The sequence below is a fragment of the Sphaerisporangium aureirubrum genome, from assembly GCF_042658925.1.
In the GTDB taxonomy this organism is placed as follows: Bacteria; Actinomycetota; Actinomycetes; order Streptosporangiales; family Streptosporangiaceae; genus Sphaerisporangium; species Sphaerisporangium aureirubrum.
In genome coordinates this window covers 1-23,460 of the sequence record NZ_JBHSRF010000111.1, presented here as the reverse complement: position 1 = coordinate 23,460, position 23,460 = coordinate 1, and the positions used below count along the sequence as shown (strand labels likewise).

Annotated in this window: 14 protein-coding genes; 10 read left to right on the top strand and 4 right to left on the bottom strand. The window is 70.0% G+C overall.

Translation table 11 applies throughout. The features are described 5' to 3' along the window. From treZ to ACFP1K_RS38095, 4 genes are all read right to left on the bottom strand, one after another. The coding region (gene treZ, locus ACFP1K_RS38110) for a malto-oligosyltrehalose trehalohydrolase (RefSeq protein ID WP_380762855.1) at positions 1 to 1,606 on the bottom strand (1,606 nt) is incomplete at its 3' end. A gap of 48 nt (positions 1,607 to 1,654) precedes the next feature. After that, positions 1,655 to 3,883 (bottom strand): malto-oligosyltrehalose synthase, encoded by a 2,229-nt coding sequence (treY, locus tag ACFP1K_RS38105; RefSeq protein WP_380762852.1) that lies wholly within the window; start codon positions 3,881 to 3,883, stop codon positions 1,655 to 1,657. Between the two features lie 294 nt (positions 3,884 to 4,177). Continuing rightward, positions 4,178 to 6,283: a glycogen debranching protein GlgX gene (gene glgX / locus ACFP1K_RS38100; RefSeq protein WP_380762850.1), complete on the bottom strand. Its 2,106-nt coding sequence runs from the start codon at positions 6,281 to 6,283 to the stop codon at positions 4,178 to 4,180. Between the two features lie 199 nt (positions 6,284 to 6,482). Then, complete coding sequence (locus ACFP1K_RS38095) at positions 6,483 to 6,785, bottom strand: hypothetical protein (RefSeq protein WP_380762847.1); 303 nt, start codon at positions 6,783 to 6,785, stop codon at positions 6,483 to 6,485. A 378-nt stretch (positions 6,786 to 7,163) separates the two neighbouring features. On the opposite strand from ACFP1K_RS38095, the gene ACFP1K_RS38090 reads away from it, so the two are divergent. From ACFP1K_RS38090 to ACFP1K_RS38045, 10 genes are all read left to right on the top strand, one after another. After that, on the top strand, positions 7,164 to 8,012 hold the full coding sequence (locus ACFP1K_RS38090) for a helix-turn-helix domain-containing protein (protein ID WP_380762844.1): 849 nt from the start codon (positions 7,164 to 7,166) through the stop codon (positions 8,010 to 8,012). 110 nt (positions 8,013 to 8,122) lie between these two features. Beyond that, entirely contained in the window at positions 8,123 to 8,347 is a 225-nt protein-coding gene (locus ACFP1K_RS38085; protein ID WP_380762840.1) for a DUF397 domain-containing protein, read from the top strand. A 206-nt stretch (positions 8,348 to 8,553) separates the two neighbouring features. Then, complete coding sequence (gene mscL, locus ACFP1K_RS38080) at positions 8,554 to 8,985, top strand: large conductance mechanosensitive channel protein MscL (RefSeq protein ID WP_380762837.1); 432 nt, start codon at positions 8,554 to 8,556, stop codon at positions 8,983 to 8,985. 181 nt (positions 8,986 to 9,166) lie between these two features. Then, positions 9,167 to 10,243, top strand: coding sequence for an LLM class flavin-dependent oxidoreductase (locus tag ACFP1K_RS38075; protein WP_380762834.1), 1,077 nt, complete (start codon positions 9,167 to 9,169; stop codon positions 10,241 to 10,243). Positions 10,244 to 10,543: 300 nt separating this feature from the next. Further along, positions 10,544 to 11,551 carry a LacI family DNA-binding transcriptional regulator gene (locus ACFP1K_RS38070; RefSeq protein WP_380762831.1) on the top strand — a complete coding sequence of 336 codons (1,008 nt, stop codon included), beginning with the start codon at positions 10,544 to 10,546 and terminating at the stop codon, positions 11,549 to 11,551. A 25-nt stretch (positions 11,552 to 11,576) separates the two neighbouring features. Further along, positions 11,577 to 13,100, top strand: a complete 1,524-nt coding sequence (locus tag ACFP1K_RS38065) for a serine/threonine-protein kinase (RefSeq protein WP_380762829.1) — start codon at positions 11,577 to 11,579, stop codon at positions 13,098 to 13,100. 693 nt (positions 13,101 to 13,793) lie between these two features. Then, positions 13,794 to 15,500, top strand: a complete 1,707-nt coding sequence (locus tag ACFP1K_RS38060; protein WP_380762827.1) for a cellulase family glycosylhydrolase — start codon at positions 13,794 to 13,796, stop codon at positions 15,498 to 15,500. 405 nt (positions 15,501 to 15,905) lie between these two features. Next, positions 15,906 to 18,800, top strand: coding sequence for a glycoside hydrolase family 48 protein (locus tag ACFP1K_RS38055; RefSeq protein ID WP_380762824.1), 2,895 nt, complete (start codon positions 15,906 to 15,908; stop codon positions 18,798 to 18,800). A gap of 204 nt (positions 18,801 to 19,004) precedes the next feature. After that, entirely contained in the window at positions 19,005 to 21,389 is a 2,385-nt protein-coding gene (locus tag ACFP1K_RS38050; RefSeq protein ID WP_380762822.1) for a glycoside hydrolase family 9 protein, read from the top strand. A 135-nt stretch (positions 21,390 to 21,524) separates the two neighbouring features. Then, a partial coding sequence (locus tag ACFP1K_RS38045; protein ID WP_380762820.1) for a glycoside hydrolase family 3 protein occupies positions 21,525 to 23,460 on the top strand: 1,936 nt, incomplete at its 3' end.

Below are 23,460 nucleotides of genomic sequence, written 5' to 3'. Positions count from 1 at the left end.
GGGAGGGGGAGAGGTTGACGGTGATTTGGAGGGGGGGTCGGGTGAGGGTCAGCCAGCGGGCTTCCTCGTCGTAGGTGACGTCTACCTGGTCCAGGCGGGGGTTGGTGAGGGCGGGGTGGGTTTTGCGGAGGGTTATCAGGGAGCGGTACCAGGCTAGGTGGTCAGCGTGGTCGGGGGTGGTCAGCTCGGACCAGTTGAGTTTGGAGGCGTGGAAGGTGGACTCCTGCTGGGGGTCGGGGGCGGTGCCCAGCCAGTCTTCGTAGCCGAAGCCGACGAATTCGCGTTCGCGGCGTTCGGCTTCGCCTACCGACAGGTGGGGTTCGATGTGGTCGGTGAAGAAGAGGAAGGGGGTGGTGGCTCCCCATTCCTCGCCCATGAAGAGCATGGGGGTGTAGGGGGAGGTCAGCAGGAGGGCGGCGCCGAGGCGGAGGGCTTCGGGGGGGAGGCGGTCGCCCCGGGCGCGGTTGCCGATCTGGTCGTGGTTCTGGAGGGAGCAGACGAAGCGGTGGCCGGGGGTGCGGCGGCGGTCGACGGGGCGGCCGTGGGTGCGGGCGCGGAAGGTCGAGTAGGTGCCGTCGTGGAGGTAGGCGGAGGTCAGGACCTTGGCCAGCACCTCCATGGAGCCGAAGTCGCAGTAGTAGCCGTGGCGCTCGCCGGTCAGGGCGGAATGCAGGGCGTGGTGGACGTCGTCGTCCCAGGTGGCGGCCAGGCCGTAGCCGCCCGCCTCACGCGGGGTGACGAGGCGGGGGTCGTTGAGGTCGGATTCGGCGATCAGCGAGAGGGGACGGCCGAGGGCGGCGGACAACGCGTCGGTCTCCACGGCCAGTTCCTCCAGGAAGTGGATGGCGCGCTGGTCGTGGAGGGCGTGGACGGCGTCCAGGCGGAGGCCGTCCATGTGGTAGTCGCGGAGCCAGTGGAGGGCGTTGCCGATGAAGTAGCGGCGGACCTCGTCGGAGTGTTTGCCGTCCAGGTTGACGGCCTGGCCCCAGAACGAGGACGCCGACTCGTGGAAGTACGGGCCGAAGGGGGCGAGGAAGTTGCCGGACGGGCCGAGGTGGTTGTGCACCACGTCGAGGATGACGCCGAGGCCGGCATTGTGGCAGGCGTCGACGAAGCGCTTCAGGCCGTCGGGGCCGCCGTACTCCTCGTGCACGGCGTACAGGTCCACGCCGTCGTAGCCCCAGTTGTGGCGGCCGGGCACGGGGGGCACGGGGAGCAGTTCGACGAAGTCGACGCCGAGGTCCACCAGGTGGCCGAGGCGTTCGATGGCGGCGTCGAAGGTGCCCTCGGTGGTGAAGGCGCCCACGTGCAGCTCGTAGATGATCGAGCCGGGCAGCGCGCGGCCCCGCCACGACCGGTCGGTCCACGCGAAGCGGTCGTGGTCGTAGACGCGGCTCGGGCCGAAGATGCCGGAGGGCTGCCACCGGGTCCGGGGGTCGGGCAGCGGGTCGCCGCCGTCCAGGCGGAAGGTGTAGTCGGTGCCGTGGCCGGCGCCGGGGACCTCCGCCGTCCACCAGCCTCCCTCGCCACGGGTCATCTCGTGGCGATGTGCCGCGTCGATCTCGACCTCGACACGGGTGGCGGCCGGAGCCCAGACCTCGAACATGTCTCTCCCAGGGGATGCGGCGAAACGGTGCGGCGGAGACGCCGCCCGCTATTCCCTTTCCAGCAGAGCCACCGGATAACGCGCCAGCAGGTGGGCGAGCGGGATGCGGCCGGTGTGCTGCTCGCCGGTCAGCAGGCAGCGCCACCGGCCCGGGGGCAGTGCCAGGATCTCGCCGGTGAAGCCGCCGCGCCGGGACAGCCCGGCGGGGTGCCGGGTCGCCACCGTGACGGCGTGCTCGCCTCGGCAGAACGCGATGACGTGGTCCCCGGCCTCTCCGGTGACGGTGAGCGGGACGTAGGAGGCGGCGGGGGCGAGGCGGGAGCGCAGGGCGAGGGCGGTGCGGGTGACCAGGAGCTTGGCGGCGTCCCAGCTGTCGGCGCCGGGGCCGGCGAGCAGGGAGCGGCGGTAGGCGTAGTCGACGGGGCGCCGGTTGTCGGGGTCGACGAGGGAGAAGTCGGTGGTCTCGGTGCCCTGGTAGACGTCGGGGACGCCGGGCATCATGATCTGCACGGCCTTCTGGCCCAGGGAGTTGACCCGGGCGAAGCGGTCGATGCGCTCGGTGAACGCGGCCACCGAGGGGCCGCACTCGTCGATCGCGCGGGTCGCGAAGTCGCGCACGCCGGCCTCGTACGCGGGGTCGGGGGCGATCCACGAGATGGAGGTCTTGGCCTCACGGGCGGCCTTGAACAGGTAGTCGCCGAAGCGCTCGACGTCGATCGGCCAGGCGGCCATGAGGTTCTGCCAGGCCAGGTAGTCCAGCCGGGGATCGAAGGACACCCGGGCCGACCACTCGGCCACCGCCTCGGCCCATTCGCCGGGCAGCTCGGACAGCACGGCGAGCCGGGCCCGCACGTCTTCCGAGCGCTTGGTGTCGTGGGTGGAGAGGGTGGTCATGCCGTACGGCGGCATCTCCGCGCAGAAGGCGTGGAACTCCTCAGCGGTGACGGAGAAGCGGTCGGGCTCGCCGCCGACCTCGTTGAGGCAGGCCAGGGGGTACCAGCGGTACAGCGCGGTGTCCTCGACGCCCTTGGCCATCACGGGGCCGCACGCCTGCTGGAACCGTACGACGGTCTCGGGGGGGCCGTGCAGCACCAGGTCGGCGGCCAGCCGCACCGCGTTGGGGTCGGCGCGCAGCGCGGCCAGTTCGGCGGCCGAACGGATCACCTGGACGCTCTCGGGCGGCGGCTCCTCGCCGGGCACGATGTACGCCCGGTACACGGGCATCGCGGCGAGCAGCTCGGCCATGGCCTCGCGCAGGCCGGGCTCGCCACGGGACAACCGGTCCAGTTCGACGCCGAAGAACTGCGCCAGGACCTGCTTCTTGGACTCGTAGACGATGACGTCGTAGTCCTGGGTGACGCCGGTGTGCTTGACGAAGGTGTCGACCAGGCTCTGCTGACCGGCGGGGTCGACGAACAGCCGGGTGATCATGTTCAGCGCGTCGTAGCCGGTGGTGCCGTCGCAGGCCCAGTCGGACGGCAGCCGCTCGCCGTCGATGAGGATCTTCTCGGCGACCGTCCACACCTGGGCACGCTCGCGCAGCCGGGCGAGGTAGCCGCGGGGGTCGGCGAGGCCGTCGGGGTGGTCGACCCGCAGGCCGGTGAGCACGCCCTCGGCGATCAGGGTGAGGATCACCTCGTGGGTGGCGTCGAAGATCTCCGGGTCCTCCACCCGCAGCCCGATCAGCGACGAGACGTCGAAGAAGCGGCGGTAGCCGGGGCCCTGGCGCCAGGGCACCAGCCGGTAGTGCTGGTCCGCGAGGTCGGTGGTGCCGGGGCGCAGCGGGAAGCGGTGGTCGTGGTAGCGCAGCGCGTCGCCGTCGGCCACCACCTCGGTGCCGGTGTCGGCGCCGTCGCCGAGGACGGGCATCGCGACCGGCCCGGCGTCCCAGTCGACGTCGAACCACCGGGCCGCGGCCGTCCCGGGGCCGTCGCGCAGCAGTTCCCACAGCCGCCGGTTGTCCGACTCGGGGACCGGCACCGTCATGTGGTTCGGCACGATGTCGGTGATCATCGGCAGGCCGGCCGCCGCCAGCTCACGCAGGCCCCGCGCCCCGCCGAACTCCTCGCGGACGCGGGAGTGGTCGGTGACGTCGTACCCGTGCAGGGAGGACGGCACGGCCTGGAGGATCGGCGAGAGGTACAGGTGGCTCACGCCCAGCTCGGTGAGGTAGCCGGTGAGGGCCGCCGCGTCGGCGAACCCGAAGGCGGGGGTCAGCTGGAGCCGGTACGTCGCGGCGGGCGGGCGCGGCACGGGGGACGGTACGGGGTCGGTCACCTGATGTGTCCTTCCTGGGGTCGGCCGGGCATGCCGGCACCCGGGCCGGCGGGGTGCGGCCGTGCCTCACTCGGCAGCGTACGGCCAAGCCGGCACCCCGGACGGCACCGAGGCGGGGACGCCTCGGGGGCGGGGGACACCGGGATCCCGCCGTGCGGCGGGATGCCCAGGGCATCTGATCCCTGCCCAACAGCCAGACGCGGACACCGGATATTCCTGGCCGTCTCGTCCGGAGGCGTGGAGCCCTCCGGAGCGTGAGGCGTCCCGCCCCGCGGCCGGGAATCCGTGCCCGGGTCAGGCGCGGCGCAGGACGCGGACCGAGCGGCCCGCGACCGGGACCTGTTCGCCGGCGCGGTAGACCTCCGAGTCGATGGAGATGGGGGTGGCGGTGTCGATCTCGGGGACCCACAGGTCGCCGAACGCCTTCGGGAGGGTGTAGCGGATGGTGTCGTGGTGGGCGTTGAACATCAGCAGGAACGAGTCGTCGATGATGCGTCTTCCCCGGCGGTCCGGCTCGGTGATGGCCTCGCCGTTGAGGAACACGCACAGGGACTTGGCGTAGCCGTTGTGCCAGTCGCCGTCGGTCATCTCGCTGCCGGACGGGGTGAGCCACGCGATGTCGGTCAGCTCGTCGCCCGAGCCGCGGACGGCGCGGCCGTAGAAGAAGCGCCTGCGCCGGAACACCGCGTGGTCGCGCCGCAGCCTGGCCAGCCGCTGGGTGAACTCCAGCAGCAGCCAGTTCTCCCGGACGTCGGACCAGTCGACCCAGCTGATCTCGTTGTCCTGGCAGTAGGCGTTGTTGTTGCCGAGCTGCGTGCGGCCGAGCTCGTCGCCGTGGGACAACATCGGCACGCCCTGGGACAGGAACAGCGTGGCGAGGAAGTTGCGCTTCTGCTGCTCGCGCAGGCTCTCCACCGCGCCGGACGCCGGGCCCTCCTCGCCGCAGTTCCACGAACGGTTGTCGTCGGTGCCGTCGCGGTTGCCCTCGCCGTTGGCGTCGTTGTGCTTGTCGTTGTAGGAGACGAGGTCGCGCAGCGTGAAGCCGTCGTGGCAGGTGACGAAGTTGATGGACGCGGCGGGGCGCCGGCTGTCGTCCTGGTACAGGTCGCTGGAACCGGTGAGGCGGGAGGCGAACTCCGGCAGGGCGGCGGGCTCGCCGCGCCACATGTCGCGGATGGTGTCGCGGTAGCGGCCGTTCCACTCGGTCCAGCGGGGCGGGAAGTTGCCGACCTGGTAGCCGCCAGGGCCGACGTCCCACGGCTCGGCGATCAGCTTGACCTGGCTGAGCACGGGGTCCTGCTGGACGAGGTCGAAGAACGCCGACAGCCGGTCCACCTCGTGCAGCTCGCGGGCCAGGGTGGCGGCGAGGTCGAAGCGGAAGCCGTCCACGTGCATCTCGATGACCCAGTAGCGCAGCGAGTCCATGATCATCTGGAGGGTGTGCGGCGAGCGCATCAGCAGGCTGTTGCCGGTGCCGGTGGTGTCCATGTAGTAGCGCTGGTCGTCGTCCACCAGGCGGTAGTAGGACGCGTTGTCGATGCCGCGCATGCTGAGCGTGGGGCCGAGGTGGTTGCCCTCGGCGGTGTGGTTGTAGACCACGTCGAGGATGACCTCGATGCCCGCCTCGTGCAGCGCCTTCACCATGGCCTTGAACTCCAGCACCTGGCCGCCGCGCTCGGCCGAGCTGGAATAGGCGTTGTGCGGCGCGAAGAAGCCGATGGTGTTGTAGCCCCAGTAGTTGGTGAGGCCGCGCTGCTGGAGGGTGTGGTCGGTGACGAACTGGTGCACGGGCATCAGCTCGACCGCGGTCACGCCGAGCCCGGTGAGGTGGTCGATGATCTCGGGGTGGCCGAGCGCGGCGTAGGTGCCGCGGATGCGCTCGGGGATGCGGGGGTGCTGGATGGTCAGGCCCCGCACGTGCGCCTCGTAGATCACCGTGTTGTGGTACGGCGTGGCGGGCGGCCGGTCGTGGCCCCAGCCGAAGAACGGGTTGACCACGATCGACTTCGGCACGTACGCCGCCGAGTCGGTGTCGTCGCGGCTGTCGGGCTCGCCGAAGCGGTAGCCGTAGACGGCCTGGTCCCACTCGACCGTGCCGTCGATGGCCTTGGCGTAGGGGTCGAGCAGCAGCTTGTTGGGATTGCAGCGCTGCCCGCGCGCGGGATCGTAGGCCCCGTGCACGCGGTAGCCGTACCGCTGGCCGGGCCCGATGCCGGGCAGGTATCCGTGCCAGACGAAGCCCTCGCACTCGGTGAGCGCGACGCGCTGCTCCTTCTGGTCGTCGTCGAAGAGGCAGAGCTCCACGCGCTCGCCGACCTCGGTGTACAGCGCGAAGTTCGTTCCCGCGCCGTCGTATGTAGCCCCGAGCGGATAGGGGTCGCCGGGCCAAGTTTCGATCATGTCACCACCCGGATAGGGATTTGCCCCATGGTCCCCCGACCATGCGGCGGAGCGCAGCCGAGTGAGCGTTTCACAGGATGAACGTCGGCATTGTGCGATTCCTCCCGTTTGGGGGATCCCGCCGTTCATCCAGTTCAGCGCCCTGATCGTTACGCTACCCGCACCGGGACGGCGCCCAGCGTACCGGGCGGCGGCCGGGTCAGCCGCGCCTGGGTGCCGGGGGCTCGAAGAAGTTCAGCAGGCCGGCGCCCTCGCAGGTGGCGCACGCCCGGCCCTGCGCGGCGCCGTCGCCCCCGCAGGTGAAGCAGGCGACCACGCGGTCGAAACGCGGGTCGCGGTAGGTGTGATGAGTGCGGTGCCGGTCGATCGCCCAGCCCTGTACCCAGGCGAAACCGTCGATCTCGGCGAACAGCGCGTCGCTGAGCGCCCAGTGCCGGGTCACCGCCCGATGGCGGAGCGTGGTCCACAGACCCGCCCCCAGCCCGGCCATGCTGACGTTCATGAGGAACCGTTCCTCTCTGGGTCCCGCGCGTGACCGTCTGCGCACCGGGTCGCGATGTCCCCACCATCGGCCCGGCGTGACGGCGGCACCGTGCCCCGATGCCGCGCTGTCGCGCGCCGTCCCGCGCGCGCCCTTCCCCGTCCCGTACGGCGTCCTCGCCCGTGTGGCGCGATGCACGGACGCGGCGTCTGCTCCGTTTAGGGGCTGACCATCTGTTTACCCTTGTTCGTCCTCGGAGCAACCGCCAATGGCAATTGCCACGAGACACTGTCCCTCGTGTATACCTCGGGAAAGGCCCGCGGAGAATAGCGTGAGCTGTCACAACATCGGGCGCCTGGGCACCCGACCGCCGTTCAGGCCACGAGGAGGTGAGAGGCGATGCCCGGGGCGAACCCCACCCTCCGCCGTCGCCAGCTCGCCGGCCGTCTCCGAGAGCTGAGGAAACACGCCGGTCTCAGCATCGAGGACGCCGCCCAGCGCCTCGAATGCTCCACCGCCAAGATCAGCCGGATCGAGACCGGGCAGCGCGGCGTCATCCCGCGCGACGTGCGCGACCTGTGCCAGATCTACGGCCTCGGCCCGGCCGAGACCGACGCGCTGATGACCATGGCCAGGGAGGCCAGGGAGGGCGGCTGGTGGCAGGCCTACGACCACCGCGACTTCCGCCTCTACCTCGGCCTGGAGGCCGAGGCGTCCGCCGTCACGGTCTACGACACGTGCGCGGTGCCGGGCATCCTGCAGACCGAGGAATACGCGGGCGCGATAATTCGCGGGGTGCTTCCCGGCATCAGGGAAGAAGTGCTCCGGGAGCGCGTCGACGCGCGGATGAAACGCCAGCGGCTGCTGCACGGTGAATCCCCGCCGCACCATCTCGCCCTGCTGGACGAATCGGTTCTCCATCGCCACATCGGTAATCGGAATATCATGCGCGCGCAGCTCGACCGTCTGCTGGAGCTGGCCCGGCTGCCGCAGGTGACCATTCAGATCGTGCCGTTCAGCGCGGGCGCGCACATTGGATTCAACAGCGCGTTCGCATTGCTCGAAATGGCCGATTCCAGAGTTTCGGACGTCGTCTACACCGAATCCATGGTGCGAATGGAGTACTTCGAGAAGCCCGCGGAGCTCGCGCTGTACCGGGAGGCGATCGGGCACCTGCGTGCAGCGGCGCTGGATCCGCCCACGTCGGAGGCGTGGATGGCCGAAGTCAACCAGAAGTACGCGATCTGATCAAGCGGCACGGCGACGGCACGTTCACGATCATCTGATGGCATAATGCCGGAGATGGGACACCGGATCTTCCGGTGGCCTCGTCATGCCCGACACCATCAGGAGAATCAATGAGGTTCTCGTCAGCCGCGTATTTCCCGGACGCCAGATGGCGTTCGGCCACTCGATGCAACACCGGAAACTGCGTCGAGGTAGCAGCCACGGACGGGTTGATCGCCGTACGTGACTCCAAGGATCCGAGCAATCCTGCGCTCCTCTACACCGAGAGCGAATGGCAGGCTTTCATCGAAGGCGCCAAGAACGGCGAGTTCGACCTCTCGAGCCTCAAGGAATAACCCAAATAGCGGGCGGAAGACGGGCGCCGGGGTGGGCCGACCGCCCACCTCGGCCACCGGCAGGCGTCCGGGCGGGGCATCGCCCGGACGCCGCCGCCTCCCGGCGGTTTTCGCCGGGCGGCACGCGGGTAGCCGGACCCCACCCCCGCCGGTGAACCGGTGACCGAAGCCCGCCCCCCGGGCACCCCCCTCGCAAGGAGACGACGTTGAGCGGATTCAAGCAGTTCCTGATGCGCGGCAATCTCGTCGAGCTCGCCGTCGCCGTGGTGATCGGCGCGACGTTCAGCGGGCTGATCCAGGCGCTGGTCGCCGACCTGATCACGCCGTTGATCGCCGCGCTCACCGGCGGTCGTCAGCCGGACTTCTCCCGGTTCACCTTCACCGTCAACGGGGCGGTGTTCAAGTACGGCGACTTCGTCAACCACCTGCTGACATTCCTGATCATCGCCGCGGTGATCTACTGGCTGGTGATCACGCCGATGACGCGGGTGATCTCCTTCTTCGACCGCGACAAGGCGTCCGCCGAGAAGACCTGCCCCGAGTGCCTGAGCGACATCCCGGTCGACGCCCGCCGCTGCGCCTTCTGCACGGTCGAGCTCGTCGCCACCGTCCCGGCCGACGACCGGCCCCCGGCCTGACACCGCCGAGACGAGCCGGCGCTGTCCCCGTCCGCCCCCGCGCCAGGGCCGGTACCCCCGGCCGGACGCGGACGGCCGCCTCCCCGGCCCGGCCGCCGGCTCCCGGGATCTCCCGGGCTCAGTTGTGGCCGGACCCTGGAATAGGGATCGCTCCGCCCCGGTTGCCGTGAGCGTGAGTGATGTGATCCGTGGTGTCGCGCGGGGCGAGTCGGCCGTCCCCCTGTCCGTGCTCGACCTCGCCACCGTCGGCTCCGGGGACACCCCGGCCGACGCGTTGCGCACCACCACCGAGCTGGCCCGGCTGGCCGAGGCGTGGGGCTACCACCGCTTCTGGGTGGCCGAGCACCACGGGATGCCGAGCGTGGCAAGCTCCTCGCCGGCCGTGATCCTCGCCCACCTCGGCGCGAACACCTCGTCGATCCGGCTCGGCTCGGGCGGCGTGATGCTCCCCAACCACGCCCCGCTCGTCGTCGCCGAGCAGTTCGGCACCCTGCACGCCCTGCACCCCGGCCGCATCGACCTCGGCCTCGGCCGCGCGCCCGGCACCGACCAGGCGACGGCCCGCGCGCTGCGCCGCGAGGCGACCCCGGACGCCGACGACTTCCCGCGCCAGCTGACCGACCTGATCGGCTTCCTGGACGACGCCCACCCGGCGGGCAGCCCCTACGAGCGCATCCGCGCGATCCCCGGGGAGGCGGCGGCGCCCGGCTCGGGCCGTCCCCCGATCTGGCTGCTCGGGTCGAGCGGCTTCAGCGCGCGGCTGTCGGGTCTACTCGGCCTGCCGTTCGCGTTCGCCCATCACTTCAGTTCGGCCAACACGATTCCCGCGCTGGACCTTTACCGGGCTTCGTTCCGTCCGTCGGAGGTCCTGGACCGGCCGTACGCGATGATCGGCGTCGGCGCGGTGGCCGCGGACACCGCCGAGGAGGCCCTGCGGCGGGCGCGCACCGGCGCTCTAGGCATGCTCCGGCTGCGCCGCGGGCGCCCGGCGCCGCTGCCCACCCCGGAGGAGGCGGAGGAGTACCCCTACACCGACGCCGAGCGGTACACCCTCGACGAGTGGCTGTCCAATGTGATCCACGGCGACCCGGACACGGTGCGTGCCGGGCTGGAGGCGCTGCGCGAGCGGACCGGCGCGGACGAGCTGATGATCACTACCGGGGTGCACGGCGGGGAGGCGCGGCTGCGGTCCTTCGAACTGATCGCCAGGGCCTTCGGGATGACCAAGGAGTGGGACTCCGAGCGCGTGATCGCGTAACAAATCTGCAACGCCCCCGGCTTGATTGTACTCAACCGGTTGAGTGAAGGACAGGGCTGAGCAGGGCTGCCTGCCGGGGCGGCGCCGCCGGGCGGTACCGCCCGGGCCAGGCCCGGAGACCTCTCCGCTTGAGGAAGTCTGACAGGGACCTTTCTTCGCATGGAATATGTCCGTAACATCGCCTCCAGATCGGCGTGGAACATTTACCGGAAACATCTGTTGACACGCAAGAAACACTGTTATTGTGGTGGGAGCGCTCCCACACCTTCGCGATTAAATGTTGAAAGCGGAGGAAGCCGGATGGCTGACCAGCCAACGCTTGCCCAGGTAGCAGCCGAAGCAGGAGTCTCTCCTGCAACGGCATCACGAGTGCTCACCGGCTCGGTCCGAGTGAGCACCTCGACCCGCCGCCAGGTCCATGACGCGATGTCACGTCTGGGTTACGTACGGCACCGCGCGCCCCGCGGCACTTCCGCCCGGCGTTCGGACCAGCTCGTCGCGGCGGTGGTCTGCGAGCACACGCAACGCATGTTCGCCGAACCCTTCTACGCGAGACTCCTGTCCGCGGCGGACGAGGTGTTCACCGGCTACGGTGTGCCCTTCGTCGTGATGACCGCCACACCGGCGACCTCGACGATCGCCGCGCCGCCGCTGGTGACCGGTTCGTTCGACGGTGTCCTGCTCGCAGGCGCCAGAGAGCGACATCCTCTCGCGGTGACTTTGGCCGCGTCGGGGATCGCCGTACGCAGCGCCGGCCGCCCACCGGACGGCATCGACCTGCCCTTCGTCGACATGGACAACAGGGACGGCGCCCGTCAGGCCGCCGAGCATCTCCTGCTGACCAACCGGCGCGCGATCACCGTGATCGCGGGCCCGCCCACGTTGCCGGGCGCACGGGACCGTCTCGACGGCTTCCTGCGCACCCTCAACGCGGCCGGGATGACCGAGGTCCCCGTGGCCTACGGCGACTTCACCCACGCCTCTGGCGCACACGCCATGCAGTGGCTCCTGCAGCGGTCTCCGCACCTCGACGCGGTGTTCGCCGCGTCGGACCCGATGGCCGCGGGCGCCATGCAGGCGCTGCGGCGCGCCGGGCGCCGGGTGCCGGACGACGTGGCGGTGGTCGGTTTCGACGACGCGCCACTGGCTCGGCACACCTCCCCCACCCTGACCACCGTGCGCCAGCCGGTGGAGGAGATGGCCGTGCTCGCGGCCAGGATGCTGCTCATGGCGATCACCTCCGAGGAGGACGTCCAGCACGGAAACCCCATACTTCCCACGGAGCTGGTGGTACGTGAATCAACTTGATTCGGGGGGCGTGCAGGAAGGCGATGTGCTCACGCGCCGTTACCGGCTCGTCGAGCGCATCGCCTCGGGGGGCATGTCGGCGATCTGGCGCGCTTTCGACCAGTCGCTGCATCGTACCGTCGCGATCAAGTTGCTGGACGGCAGCGTAGGCGGTGACAGCAACGGCCGTGATCTCATCATGCGTGAGGCACGGGCGACCGCCCGGCTGATCCATCCGGACGCCATCGAGGTGTACGACTACGGCGAGACGGTCACCACGCGTGGCCGGTTGGCCGCGTACGTCGTGATGCGACTGCTGGACGGACGGCCCCTGTCGGAGCGCATCACCGAAGGACCGCTGCCCTGGCGGGAGGCCGTGGTGATCGGGACCCGTGTGGCCCTGGTCCTCGCGGCGGCCCACCAGCGCGGCATCGTGCACCGCGACGTCACCGCGGAGAACGTCCTGCTCTCCCCCGAGGGCGCCAAGCTGCTGGACTTCGGCATCGCGGCGTACGTCGGCGAGCAGGTGGACCAGCGGCTCGCCGACTTCGGCACACCGCCCTATGTGGCACCGGAGCGCCTCACCAGCGTCCCGGTGCACCCGGCCGTCGACGTGTACGCGCTCGGCGTCCTGATCTTCGAGATGCTGACCGGCACCCTGCCCTACCCCGAGACCACCTGGGAGGCACTGGAGAACGCGCAGCGGACCGGGCAACCGCCCGCCCCGTGCGTGCCCGGACTGCCCGCCGAGGTGGCCGAGCTGTGCCGGCGCTGCCTGGCGCAGGATCCAGGGGAACGGCCGAGTGCCCAGTACGTCGCCGAAGTGCTGGGCGCCTCGCTCACGGCACCCGCCGTGACCGTCCGCACCACCTCGCCCTGGGTGCGGCGGGCCAGGGTCGTCACCATGGCCGCGGCCGTGCTGACCACCTGGACCGCCGTCCTTCTGTGGGTGCAACCCGAGGTGGGGCCGCCCCTCGCGGCGGCGACCACCTCCCTGCCCACCGGAGGGCCCGCCGCCGCCGGCGGCGAGCGTCACCAGGGAGCGCTCACCGAGCCGGTCTCCGACGCAGGCCCGGACTCCGGCACCGTCGTGGACCGCTCACAGAGCGCCTCGCCCACCGGCGCGGCCCGTACCGACCCTTCCCCCTCCACCTCACGACCGGGCGCGACGCAGTCGGCGGGCCCTCAGAAGGTGCAGCCGCCGCCGATCGCACAGGCTCCGCCGAAGGATCGAGACACCGGGCCGAAGGGCCCGCAAGCCGGACCGGGCGACCCCGCCCCGACCGGCGGCACCTCCACCCTGCTCACGCTCACCCAGGCGGTGGGCAGGTTCGACGCCACGCTCGAGGCCGGCCAGGCCGCGGGAAGCGTGCGCGCCGACGTCGCCCTGGACCTGCGCCAGGTGGTCCACAACCTCATCAAGGCCGAGGGCTACTCGTCCGACGGGCTCCTGCAGGTCCGCGCCAAGCTGGCGGACAGGGAGCGCGAGGGCGGCCTCACGCGGCAGGTCCGTCAGGACCTGGACGAGGGGCTCACGCTCATCGGCGCGGCACTCCAGAAGGCCGCGTAGCACCACCCGCCGCCATCCGCGCGCCCGGTCCCAGGCCGGGTGCCGCGCGATCCGAGTACGGCGGGTGCTCCCGTGTCACACCACCCTCACAGTCCGTCCGCGGCGGTCGCGCCGCATGCCCAGATACCGGTATGTCGGAGAATGTATCCCGGCAAATCCGATTGTTTACTGGGAAATAATTCTTCTTCTGAATTTCTCCTTATTTCAGAACACGGGCGGGCGGAGAGTGACGATCTTGTCGCTCATCAGAGTGTCCGAAAATAGGGTTGACCACAGACCTTGACCCCGGCTTGACCCTGTCGCCCCACATGGGAGCGCTCCCAGTTTGACGGAATATCTTTCTCGTCCGAGCGGCGCCGGGCGTGGAACTTCCATCGGCCGGCCGAGGCGCCGAGCGCGTGACCACGGGAAACCCACTTCGCCCTTTCGGCCCTCCCCATGGTCCGGCCGCGAAATTTTCACTCTTGAAAGATCGGGTGAAAGTTACACAGCCGACGCAAGGTCACACCCCAGGTCACACCCCGGCAACGACCCCCGGGAGGCCCGTCCTGTTGACGCCCCGGGACCCGCGCCGAACGATGACCAGCGCAGTCCGGCCCCTCCAGGCCGGGGACGGCTACCGGCCGCGACAGGCCGATATCGGCGCGCTCCGGCAGCGCCGTCGCGCCTCCCTCATGTGACGAAGGGCATCCGATGAGAACACCATGGAGCGGCAGCAGGTGGCAGGCCGCGGTGACCGCGGTCGCGGTCACCGTCGCCGCCGCGGCCATCGCCGTGACGCTGGGCCCCGCACCCGCGGGCGCGGCGGGCGGCACGGGTGTGGGCTACCTCCACACCAGCGGCAACAAGATCCTCGACAGCACGGGCGCGACGGTGCGGCTGACCGGCATCAACTGGTTCGGCATGGAGACCGACAACAAGACCTTCCACGGCCTGTGGGCCAACAACCCCTGGCGCAGCCAGCTCGACCTGATGGCGAGCCTCGGCTACAACACGATCCGCGTGCCGTACTCCGACGACGCCGTCAAGCCGGGCGCGGTGGCGACCAGCGTCAACACCTTCAGCAACCCCGACCTGGTCGGCCTGAACCCGATGCAGATCCTCGACAAGGTCGTGGAGTACGCCGGTAGCAAGGGGATGCGGATCATCCTGGACCGGCACCGGCCCACCGCCGCCGGCCAGACCGCGCTCTGGTACACCTCGGCGGTCCCGGAGACCACCTGGATCAACAACTGGAAGACGCTCGCCCAGCACTACGCGGGCAACACCACCGTCATCGGCGCCGACCTGCACAACGAGCCGCACGCCGACGGCACCGAGCCCAACAGCACCGGCTCGTGCTGGGGCTGCGGCGACACCAACCGCGACTGGCGGCTGGCGGCCGAGCGGGCGGGCAACGCGATCCTCTCGGTGCAGCCCAACTGGCTCATCTTCGTCGAGGGCGTGAGCTGCCCGAGCGGCGGCAACGCCAACGCCTGGGACAACATCCCCGACGAGCCCTGCGGCTGGTGGGGCGGCAACCTGTCCAAGGCCAGGGACTTCCCCGTGCGGCTCAACGTGGCCAACCGGCTGGTCTACTCCCCGCACGAGTACGCGACCTCGGTCTTCCACCAGACGTGGTTCGACGACCCGTCCTACCCGGCGAACATGCCCGCCATCTGGGACCGGTCCTGGGGCTACCTGTACAAGGAGAACATCGCCCCGATCATGATGGGTGAGTTCGGCACCACGCTGGCCAGCAACGTCGACCGGATCTGGCTCCAGGAGCTGATGAAGTACACCGGCACCGGGGTGAACGGCATGTCGTTCACCTACTGGTCGTGGAACCCCAACTCCGGGGACACCGGCGGCATCCTCAGGGACGACTGGGCCACCGTGGACCAGGCCAAGCAGAGCATCCTCCAGCCGTACCTGATCCCGCCCGTCGGCGGCGGCACCCAGAGCCCGACCCCGACCCCCACACGCACGCCGACCCCCACACCGACCCCCACTCCCACTCCCACGCCGACCCCGACCCCCACGCCGACTCCCACCCCCACCCCGACACCAACCCCCAGCCCGACACCGACTCCCACGCCGACCCCCAGCCCCACGTCGACCATCGGACGGTGCCAGACCATCTACCGGGTCACCAACCCCTGGCAGGGCGGCTTCCAGGCCGAACTGGCGGTGCGCAACACGGGCGTCAACGCGTGGAACAACTGGACGGTGACCTGGACCATGCCCTCCGGCGTGACCCTCGTCAGCGGCTGGAACGCCGTGGTCGCGCAGAGCGGGACCACCTGGACCGCGAAGGCCCCGAGCTACGCCCCGACCCTCGCCCCGGGCCAGACGGTCTCGGTGGGCTTCACCGCCAACGGGTCTTCCAGCCCCGCTCCGGCCGCGTTCTACTGCACCTGACGGAGCCCTCCGGCGCGGGATGATCGTCCGTCCCGCGCCGATGATCGGCGCGCGAGCCCGGCGGGGCCGCGCGCCGATCACCAGGGATGTCCGATAGCTGAAAGTTTCAAGTCGATTCCACGCAGTCGTGTAAGGCGAGTGTAAGAACGGGCAGGCTGGCGATCCGCGAGCCCTTCACCCCGCGAAATCTGCCTGACACGTCATTGACATCTTTGTCGCGCTCACCAGAATTTCCATGTGGGAGCGCTCCCATTCACCCTCAACCACTCCGCCCGGTACGAGACCGACGCTTCGCACACCATCCGTACCATCCGTCGTCATTTATTCCTTTGGAGTACGTTCAGGATGTCTTCAACATCGTTAGGAGCGGGAGCGCTCCCACGGTCACGCGCGAAGAGGCGCGGCGTGTGGGTGGCGTTGGTCAGCCTGGCGGCCGGCCTCTTCACCATCTTGGCCTCGGCACCAGCCCACGCAGCAGTGACCTGCGACGTCACCTACTCGGCGAACAGTTGGAACAACGGTTTCACCGCGTCCCTCTCGGTCAAGAACACCGGTGACGCCTGGACCAGCTGGACGCTGAGGTTCACGTTCCCCAACTCCGGCCAGCGGGTCACCCAGGGCTGGAGCGCCAACTGGACCCAAAGCGGCCAGAACGTGACCGCGACCAGCATGCCGTGGAACGGCAACCTCGCCAGCGGCCAGTCGACCAGCATCGGCTTCAACGGCGCGCACACCGGCACGAACAACAACCCGACCTCGTTCTCGGTCAACGGTGTGACGTGTGGAGCCGCCAACCCGACGAACCAGCCGCCGACGGCGACCATCACCTCGCCGACCTCCGGCCAGACCTTCACGGCGCCCGCGACGGTGAACATCGCCGCGACCGCCGCCGACTCCGACGGCACGGTCAGCCGGGTCGAGTTCTACAACGGGACCACCCTGCTCGGCAGTGACACCTCCTCGCCGTACACCTTCAGCTGGACGAACGTCGCGGCGGGCAGCTACTCGCTGACAGCGGTGGCGTACGACAACGGCAGTCCAGCCTTGAGCGGCACCTCGTCACCCATCGGCATAACAGTCAGCGGCACACAGACCTCGACGATCGTGGCGAGCGCGTCCACCCTGCTCGTCCCCGAGGGCAGCAACGCGAGCTACACGATCCGCCTGTCGCGCCAGCCCACCGCCAGCGTCACGGTGACCACCACCAAGGCCTCCGGCGGTGACGCCGACCTGACCATCAGCGCGGGCGCCACCCGGACCTTCACCACGGCCAACTGGAACACGCCGCAGACCGTCACCATCGCGGCGGCCGAGGACACCGACAGCACCGCCGGCTCGGCCACGTTCACGTCGGCCGCGAGCGGCTGGACCAGCGCCTCCGTGGTCGCGACCGAAGCCGACAACGAAGGCGGCGGCGGCGACAACGTCTACATCCAGCGCTTCACCACGCTGTACAACAAGATCAAGGACCCGGCCAACGGGTACTTCTCCCCGCAGGGCGTCCCCTACCACTCGGTGGAGACCCTGATGGTCGAGGCCCCGGACCACGGTCACGAGACCACCTCCGAGGCGTTCAGTTACTTCCTGTGGCTGGAGGCCGTGTACGGCCAGGTCACCGGCACGTGGACGAGGTTCAACGACGCCTGGGCGCTGATGGAGAGGTACATCATCCCCCCCGCGGCCGACCAGCCGACGAACTCGTTCTACAACCCCGCCTCCCCGGCCACCTACGCCGGTGAGTGGAACGCCATCAACCAGTACCCGTCGCAACTGCAGAGCGGCGTCTCGGTCGGTCAGGACCCGATCGGCAACGAGTTGCAGACCGCGTACGGCACCCGTGACATCTACGGCATGCACTGGCTGATCGACGTCGACAACACCTACGGCTTCGGCCGCTGCGGCGACGGCACCACCAAGCCCGCCTACATCAACACCTACCAGCGTGGCCCGGAGGAGTCGGTCTTCGAGACGATCCCGCAGCCGTCCTGCGACAACTTCGCGTTCGGCGGCCCGAACGGCTACCTGGACCTGTTCACCGGCGACGCCTCCTACGCCCGCCAGTGGAAGTACACCAACGCCCCGGACGCCGACGCGCGCGCCGTCCAGGTCGCGTACTGGGCCAACGTCTGGGCCACCGCCCAGGGCCGCCAGTCCCAGATCACGGCGACGCTGACCAAGGCCGCCAAGATGGGTGACTACCTCCGCTACGCGATGTACGACAAGTACTTCAAGGCGCAGGGCTGCACCAGCACCTCCTGTGCGGCGGGCTCGGGCAAGAACTCCTCGGCGTACCTGCTGTCCTGGTACTACGCCTGGGGTGGCGCGCTCGACTCCTCCGCCGGCTGGGCCTGGCGCATCGGCTCCAGCCACAACCACCAGGGCTACCAGAACCCGCTGGCCGCCTACGCGCTGTCCAACGTGACCGAGCTCCGGCCGCGCGGCGCGACCGCCGTCACGGACTGGTCCACCAGCCTGACCCGGCAGCTCGAGTTCTACCGCTGGCTGCAGTCCTCCGAAGGTGCCATCGCGGGTGGCGCGACCAACAGCTGGGAGGGCCACTACGCGGCCCCGCCGGCCGGTACGCCGACCTTCTACGGCATGGCCTACGACTGGCAGCCCGTCTACCACGACCCGCCGTCCAACCAGTGGTTCGGCTTCCAGGCGTGGTCGATGGAGCGCGTGGCGGCGTACTACAACGCCACGGGCAACGCCACCGCCAAGGGGATCCTCGACAAGTGGGTCGCGTGGGCGATGGCCAACACCACCGTCAACACCGCCAACAACACCTACTCGATCCCGTCGACACTGCGGTGGACCGGCGCCCCGGCGACCTGGAACCCCTCCAGCCCGGCCGCCAACACCAACCTGCACGTCAGCGTCGTCGACTTCACCACCGACGTGGGTGTCGCCGGTTCCTACGCCAAGGTCCTGATGTACTACGCGGCCCGTGCCAACAACACGGCGGCGCGGGACATGGCCAAGGCCATCCTGGACGGCGTGTGGGCGAACTCCGACACCAAGGGTGTCTCGGTTCCGGAGACCAAGGCCGACTACAACCGTCTCGACGACCCGATCTACGTCCCGCCCGGCTGGACCGGCGAGATGCCGAACGGCGACGTGATCAACAGCAGCTCGACCTTCATCTCCATCCGCTCCTGGTACCGGAACGACCCGGACTGGCCCGAGGTCCAGGCCTACCTGAACGGCACCGGCCCGGTCCCGTCGTTCAACTACCACCGCTTCTGGGCGCAGGTCGACGTCGCCGTCGCCCTCGCCGAGTACGGCCGTCTGTTCCCCTGATCGGCAGGCCAGGGTGCGGCGGTGCCTGACACACCGCCGTACCTCCTGCGGGGCGGCACGCGCTGACGCCTGACACGTTCTCCGCGGACCGCCATGGCGGGGTGCGGTGGGCCTGACCCCCACCGCACCCCGCTCGCCCCACCCGGCACCACCCCGTGCCCGTTCCACCGGTTCCCAGCAGGCAGCAAGTTCGAGAGGCCATCGATGTCCCTCAGGCGCGCGCTCACCGGCCTGGCGATCCTCGCCGCGTCGGTCACGATCTTCCCGGTACTCGGCCCGGCCTCCGCGGCCCCCGCCTACAACTACGCCGAGGCGCTCCAGAAGTCGCTGTTCTTCTACGAGGCGCAACGCGCGGGCGACCTGCCCGCGAGCAACCGCGTCGCGTGGCGCGGCGACTCGGCGCTGACCGACGGCAGCGGCGCCGGCCTCGATCTCTCCGGCGGGTGGTACGACGCCGGCGACCACGTCAAGTTCGGGCTTCCGATGGCGGCCAGCGCCACCATGCTCGCCTGGGGCGCCGTCGAGTACCGCGACGCGTACCAGAGCTCGGGACAGCTGTCCTACCTCCTGGACAACCTGAAGTGGGTCAACGACTACTTCATCAAGGCCCACCCCTCGGCGAACGTGCTGTACGGCCAGGTGGGCAACGGCGGCACCGACCACGCGTGGTGGGGTCCCGCCGAGGTCATGACGATGAACCGCCCGGCGTACCGCATCGACGCCTCCTGCGGCGGGTCGGACCTGGCGGGCGAGACCGCGGCGGCGATGGCCGCCTCCTCCATGGTGTTCCGCCCCACCAACCCGTCGTACGCCGACACGCTGGTCAGCCACGCCCGCCAGCTGTACAACTTCGCCGACACGGTGCGGAAGGTCTACAGCGACTGCATCACCGACGCCGCCGGGTACTACCGCTCCTACAGCGGCTACAACGACGAGCTGGTCTGGGCGGCCGCCTGGCTGCACCGGGCCACCGGTGAGGCTTCCTATCTGACCAAGGCCGAGCAGTACTACGACAACCTCAGCAACGAGCCGCAGAGCACCATCAAGTCGTACAAGTGGACGATCGCCTGGGACGACAAGTCCTACGGCGCCTACGTGCTGCTGGCCAAGCTCACCGGCAAGCAGCGGTACGTCGACGACGCCAACCGCTGGCTGGACTTCTGGACGGTCGGGGTGAACGGCAACCGGGTGAACTACTCCCCGGGCGGCCAGGCCGTGCTGGACCAGTGGGGCTCGCTGCGGTACGCCGCCAACACCGCCTTCGTGGCGCTCGTCTACAGCGACTGGCTGACCGACGCCACCCGCAAGGCCCGGTACCACGACTTCGGCGTGCGGCAGATCAACTACGCGCTGGGCGACAACCCGCGCCGGGCCTCCTACGTGGTCGGCTTCGGCGCCAACCCGCCGAAGAGCCCGCACCACCGCACGGCGCACGGCTCGTGGTCCAACAGCATCAACGAGCCCGTCGCCACCCGGCACATCCTGTACGGCGCGCTGGTCGGCGGGCCCACGTCGGCGAACGACGCCTACACCGACAGCCGCAACGACTACGTGATGAACGAGGTCGCCACCGACTACAACGCGGGGTTCACCAGCGCGCTGGCCCGGCTGTACCGCGAGTACGGCGGCACCACGCTGACGAACTTCCCGGTGGCGGAGACCCCCGACGGGCCGGAGATCTACGTGCAGGCCTCGGTCAACTCCGCGAGCACCGGGTACACCGAGATCAAGGCGCTGATCTACAACCACTCGGCGTGGCCGGCGCGTGCGCTGACCGACGGGTCCCTGCGCTACTACTTCACGCTGGACGGCAACACGACGCCGTCCCAGATCACGCTGGCCTCGGCGTACACGCAGTGCAAGGCGCCGACCGGGCCGACGCAGTTCTCCGGCAAGGTCTACTACATCACCATCGACTGCTCCGGCACGTCGATCGCCCCGGCCGGTCAGTCGGAGTCCCGGCGTGAGATGCAGTTCCGCATCGCGAGCTCCTCCGGGTCGTGGGACCCGACCAACGACTGGTCGTACTCGGGAGTGGCGACGACGCCGGGGGCGACACCGGTCACCGTGCAGAACATCGTGGTGTACTCCGGCACCAACCGGATCTACGGCACCCCGCCCGGCGCCGACCCCAGCCCGACTCCCACCCCGACCCCGACCCCGACGCCGACTCCCACGCCGACGCCGACCCCGACTCCTACCCCCACACCGACTCCCACCCCCACCCCTACCCCCACACCGACTCCCACGCCGACCCCGACCCCGACGCCCACGCCCACCGCGGGCCGGGCCTGCGTGGCGACGTACACCATCACCAGTTCCTGGTCGGGTGGGTTCCAGGCCAACATCGCCGTGCGTAACAGCGGCAACACGGCGCTGAGCGGCTGGTCCGTGGCGTGGACGTTCCCGGGCGGGCAGACGATCAGCCAGATGTGGAACGCCACGTACACCCAGTCCGGGGCCTCCGTGGTGGTGCGGCCCGTCAGCTGGAACGCCCCCATCGGGGTCGGCCAGACGGCCACCTCCGTCGGCTTCATCGGATCCGGCTCGAGCGGCCTGCCCACCACGGTGAGCTGCACGCCCGCCTGATCCCCATAGACGTGGTCTCATGCCCTGGGAGCGCGAGACCACAGCCCGGCCGGGCCTCATCAGCCCGGCCGGGCACCCCCAGGGGGTACGGCCCGCAGCCGGGCCGTACCCCCGCGCCATCGAGGAAGGGAATCGATGAACGCATTACGGCACCCACGTCCCCTGCTGGCCGCCTTGAGGATTCCGCTGGTCGTGGTGCTGGCGTTCGCGATGCTCGGCGTCGTGGAGCAACCACAGGCGGCCAAGGCCGTGGGCTCGGGGCGCGCCGCGCTCGCGCTTCCGTACCAGGATCCGAGCCTGCCGGTCGCGACCCGCGTGAACGACCTGCTGTCCCGGATGACGGTGGACGACAAGGTCGGCCAGATGGTCCAGGCCGAGCGCGGGGCGATCAGCCCGATCTCCGACGTCGCGACGTACCGCATCGGCTCGATCCTGTCCGGCGGCGGATCGGTCCCGTCGCCCAACAACGCCGCGGGCTGGGCCGACATGTACGACAACTTCCAGCGGCAGGCGACCTCCACGCCGCTGGCCATCCCGATGATCTACGGGGTGGACGCCGTGCACGGCCACAACAACCTCCAGGGCGCCACGATGTTCCCGCACAACATCGGGCTCGGCGCCACCCGCGACCCCGACCTGGCGCAGCGGGTCGGCCGGGCCGTCGCCGAAGAGGTCACCGGCAGCGGGATCGACTGGACGTTCGCGCCCTGCGTCTGCGTGGCCAGGGACGACCGGTGGGGACGCACCTACGAGTCGTTCAGCGAGAACCCGCAGCTCACCAGCCAGATGTCGAGCATCGTCACCGGTTTCCAGGGCTCCACGCTCGGCGGGGCGGCCTCGGTGCTGGCCACCGCCAAGCACTACGTCGGCGACGGCGGCACCACCGGCGGCCGGGACCAGGGTGACACCCAGATCAGCGAGGCCGAGCTGCGCGCCACCCACCTGCCGCCGTTCCGGGCCGCCATCGAGCGCGGCGTGGGCTCGGTGATGGTGTCGTTCAGCAGCTGGAACGGCCAGCGGCTGCACGGCCACCGCTTCCTCATCACCGACGTGCTGAAGACCGAGCTCGGCTTCAGCGGCTTCGTGGTGACCGACTGGGCGGCCATCGACCAGCTCGACGGCCAGCCCGGGTTCACCGCCGACGAGATCAGGACGTCGTTCAACGCCGGCGTCGACATGGCGATGGTGCCGACCGGCTACCGGCAGTTCATCACCCTGCTGAAGCAGGAGGTGCAGGCCGGACGGATCAGCGCCGCCCGCGTCGACGACGCCAACCGCCGCATCCTCACCAAGAAGTTCCAGCTCGGGCTGTTCGAGCGCCCGATGGCGGACCGCTCGTACGCCTCCACGATCGGCAGCACCGCGCACCGCGACCTGGCCAGGGAGGCCGTGCGCAAGTCCCAGGTGCTGCTGAAGAACAGCGGCAATATCCTGCCGCTGGCCAAGAACGGCGGCAAGATCTTCGTGGCCGGCAAGAACGCCGACGACATCGGCAACCAGAGCGGCGGCTGGACGATCTCCTGGCAGGGCTCCTCGGGGAACATCACCACCGGGACCACGATCCTGCAGGGCATCAGGCAGAAGGTGGGCTCGGGCACGACCGTCACCTACAACCGGGACGGCACCGGCATCGACTCCACCTACCGGGCCGCCATCGCGGTCGTCGGCGAGACGCCGTACGCCGAGGGCGAGGGCGACCGCACGTCGCTGACCCTGGACACCACGGACCTCAACACGCTGTCGCGGCTGCGGGCCGCGGGCGTGCCGGTGATCGTGGTGCTGGTGTCGGGACGGCCGATGGACATCTCGGCGCGGCTCGGCGAGTGGAACGCCCTGCTGGCCTCCTGGCTGCCCGGCACCGAGGGCGGCGGCGTGGCCGACGTGCTGTTCGGCGACTACGCGCCGACCGGGAAGCTGCCGATGACGTGGATGCAGAACATCGGGCAGCAGCCCATCAACGGCGGCGACGGCAAGCCGGCGGCGTTCGAGTACGGCTTCGGCCTGACCTACGGCACCCCCACCCCGACACCCACCCCGACGCCGACACCCACCCCGACACCCACTCCCACCC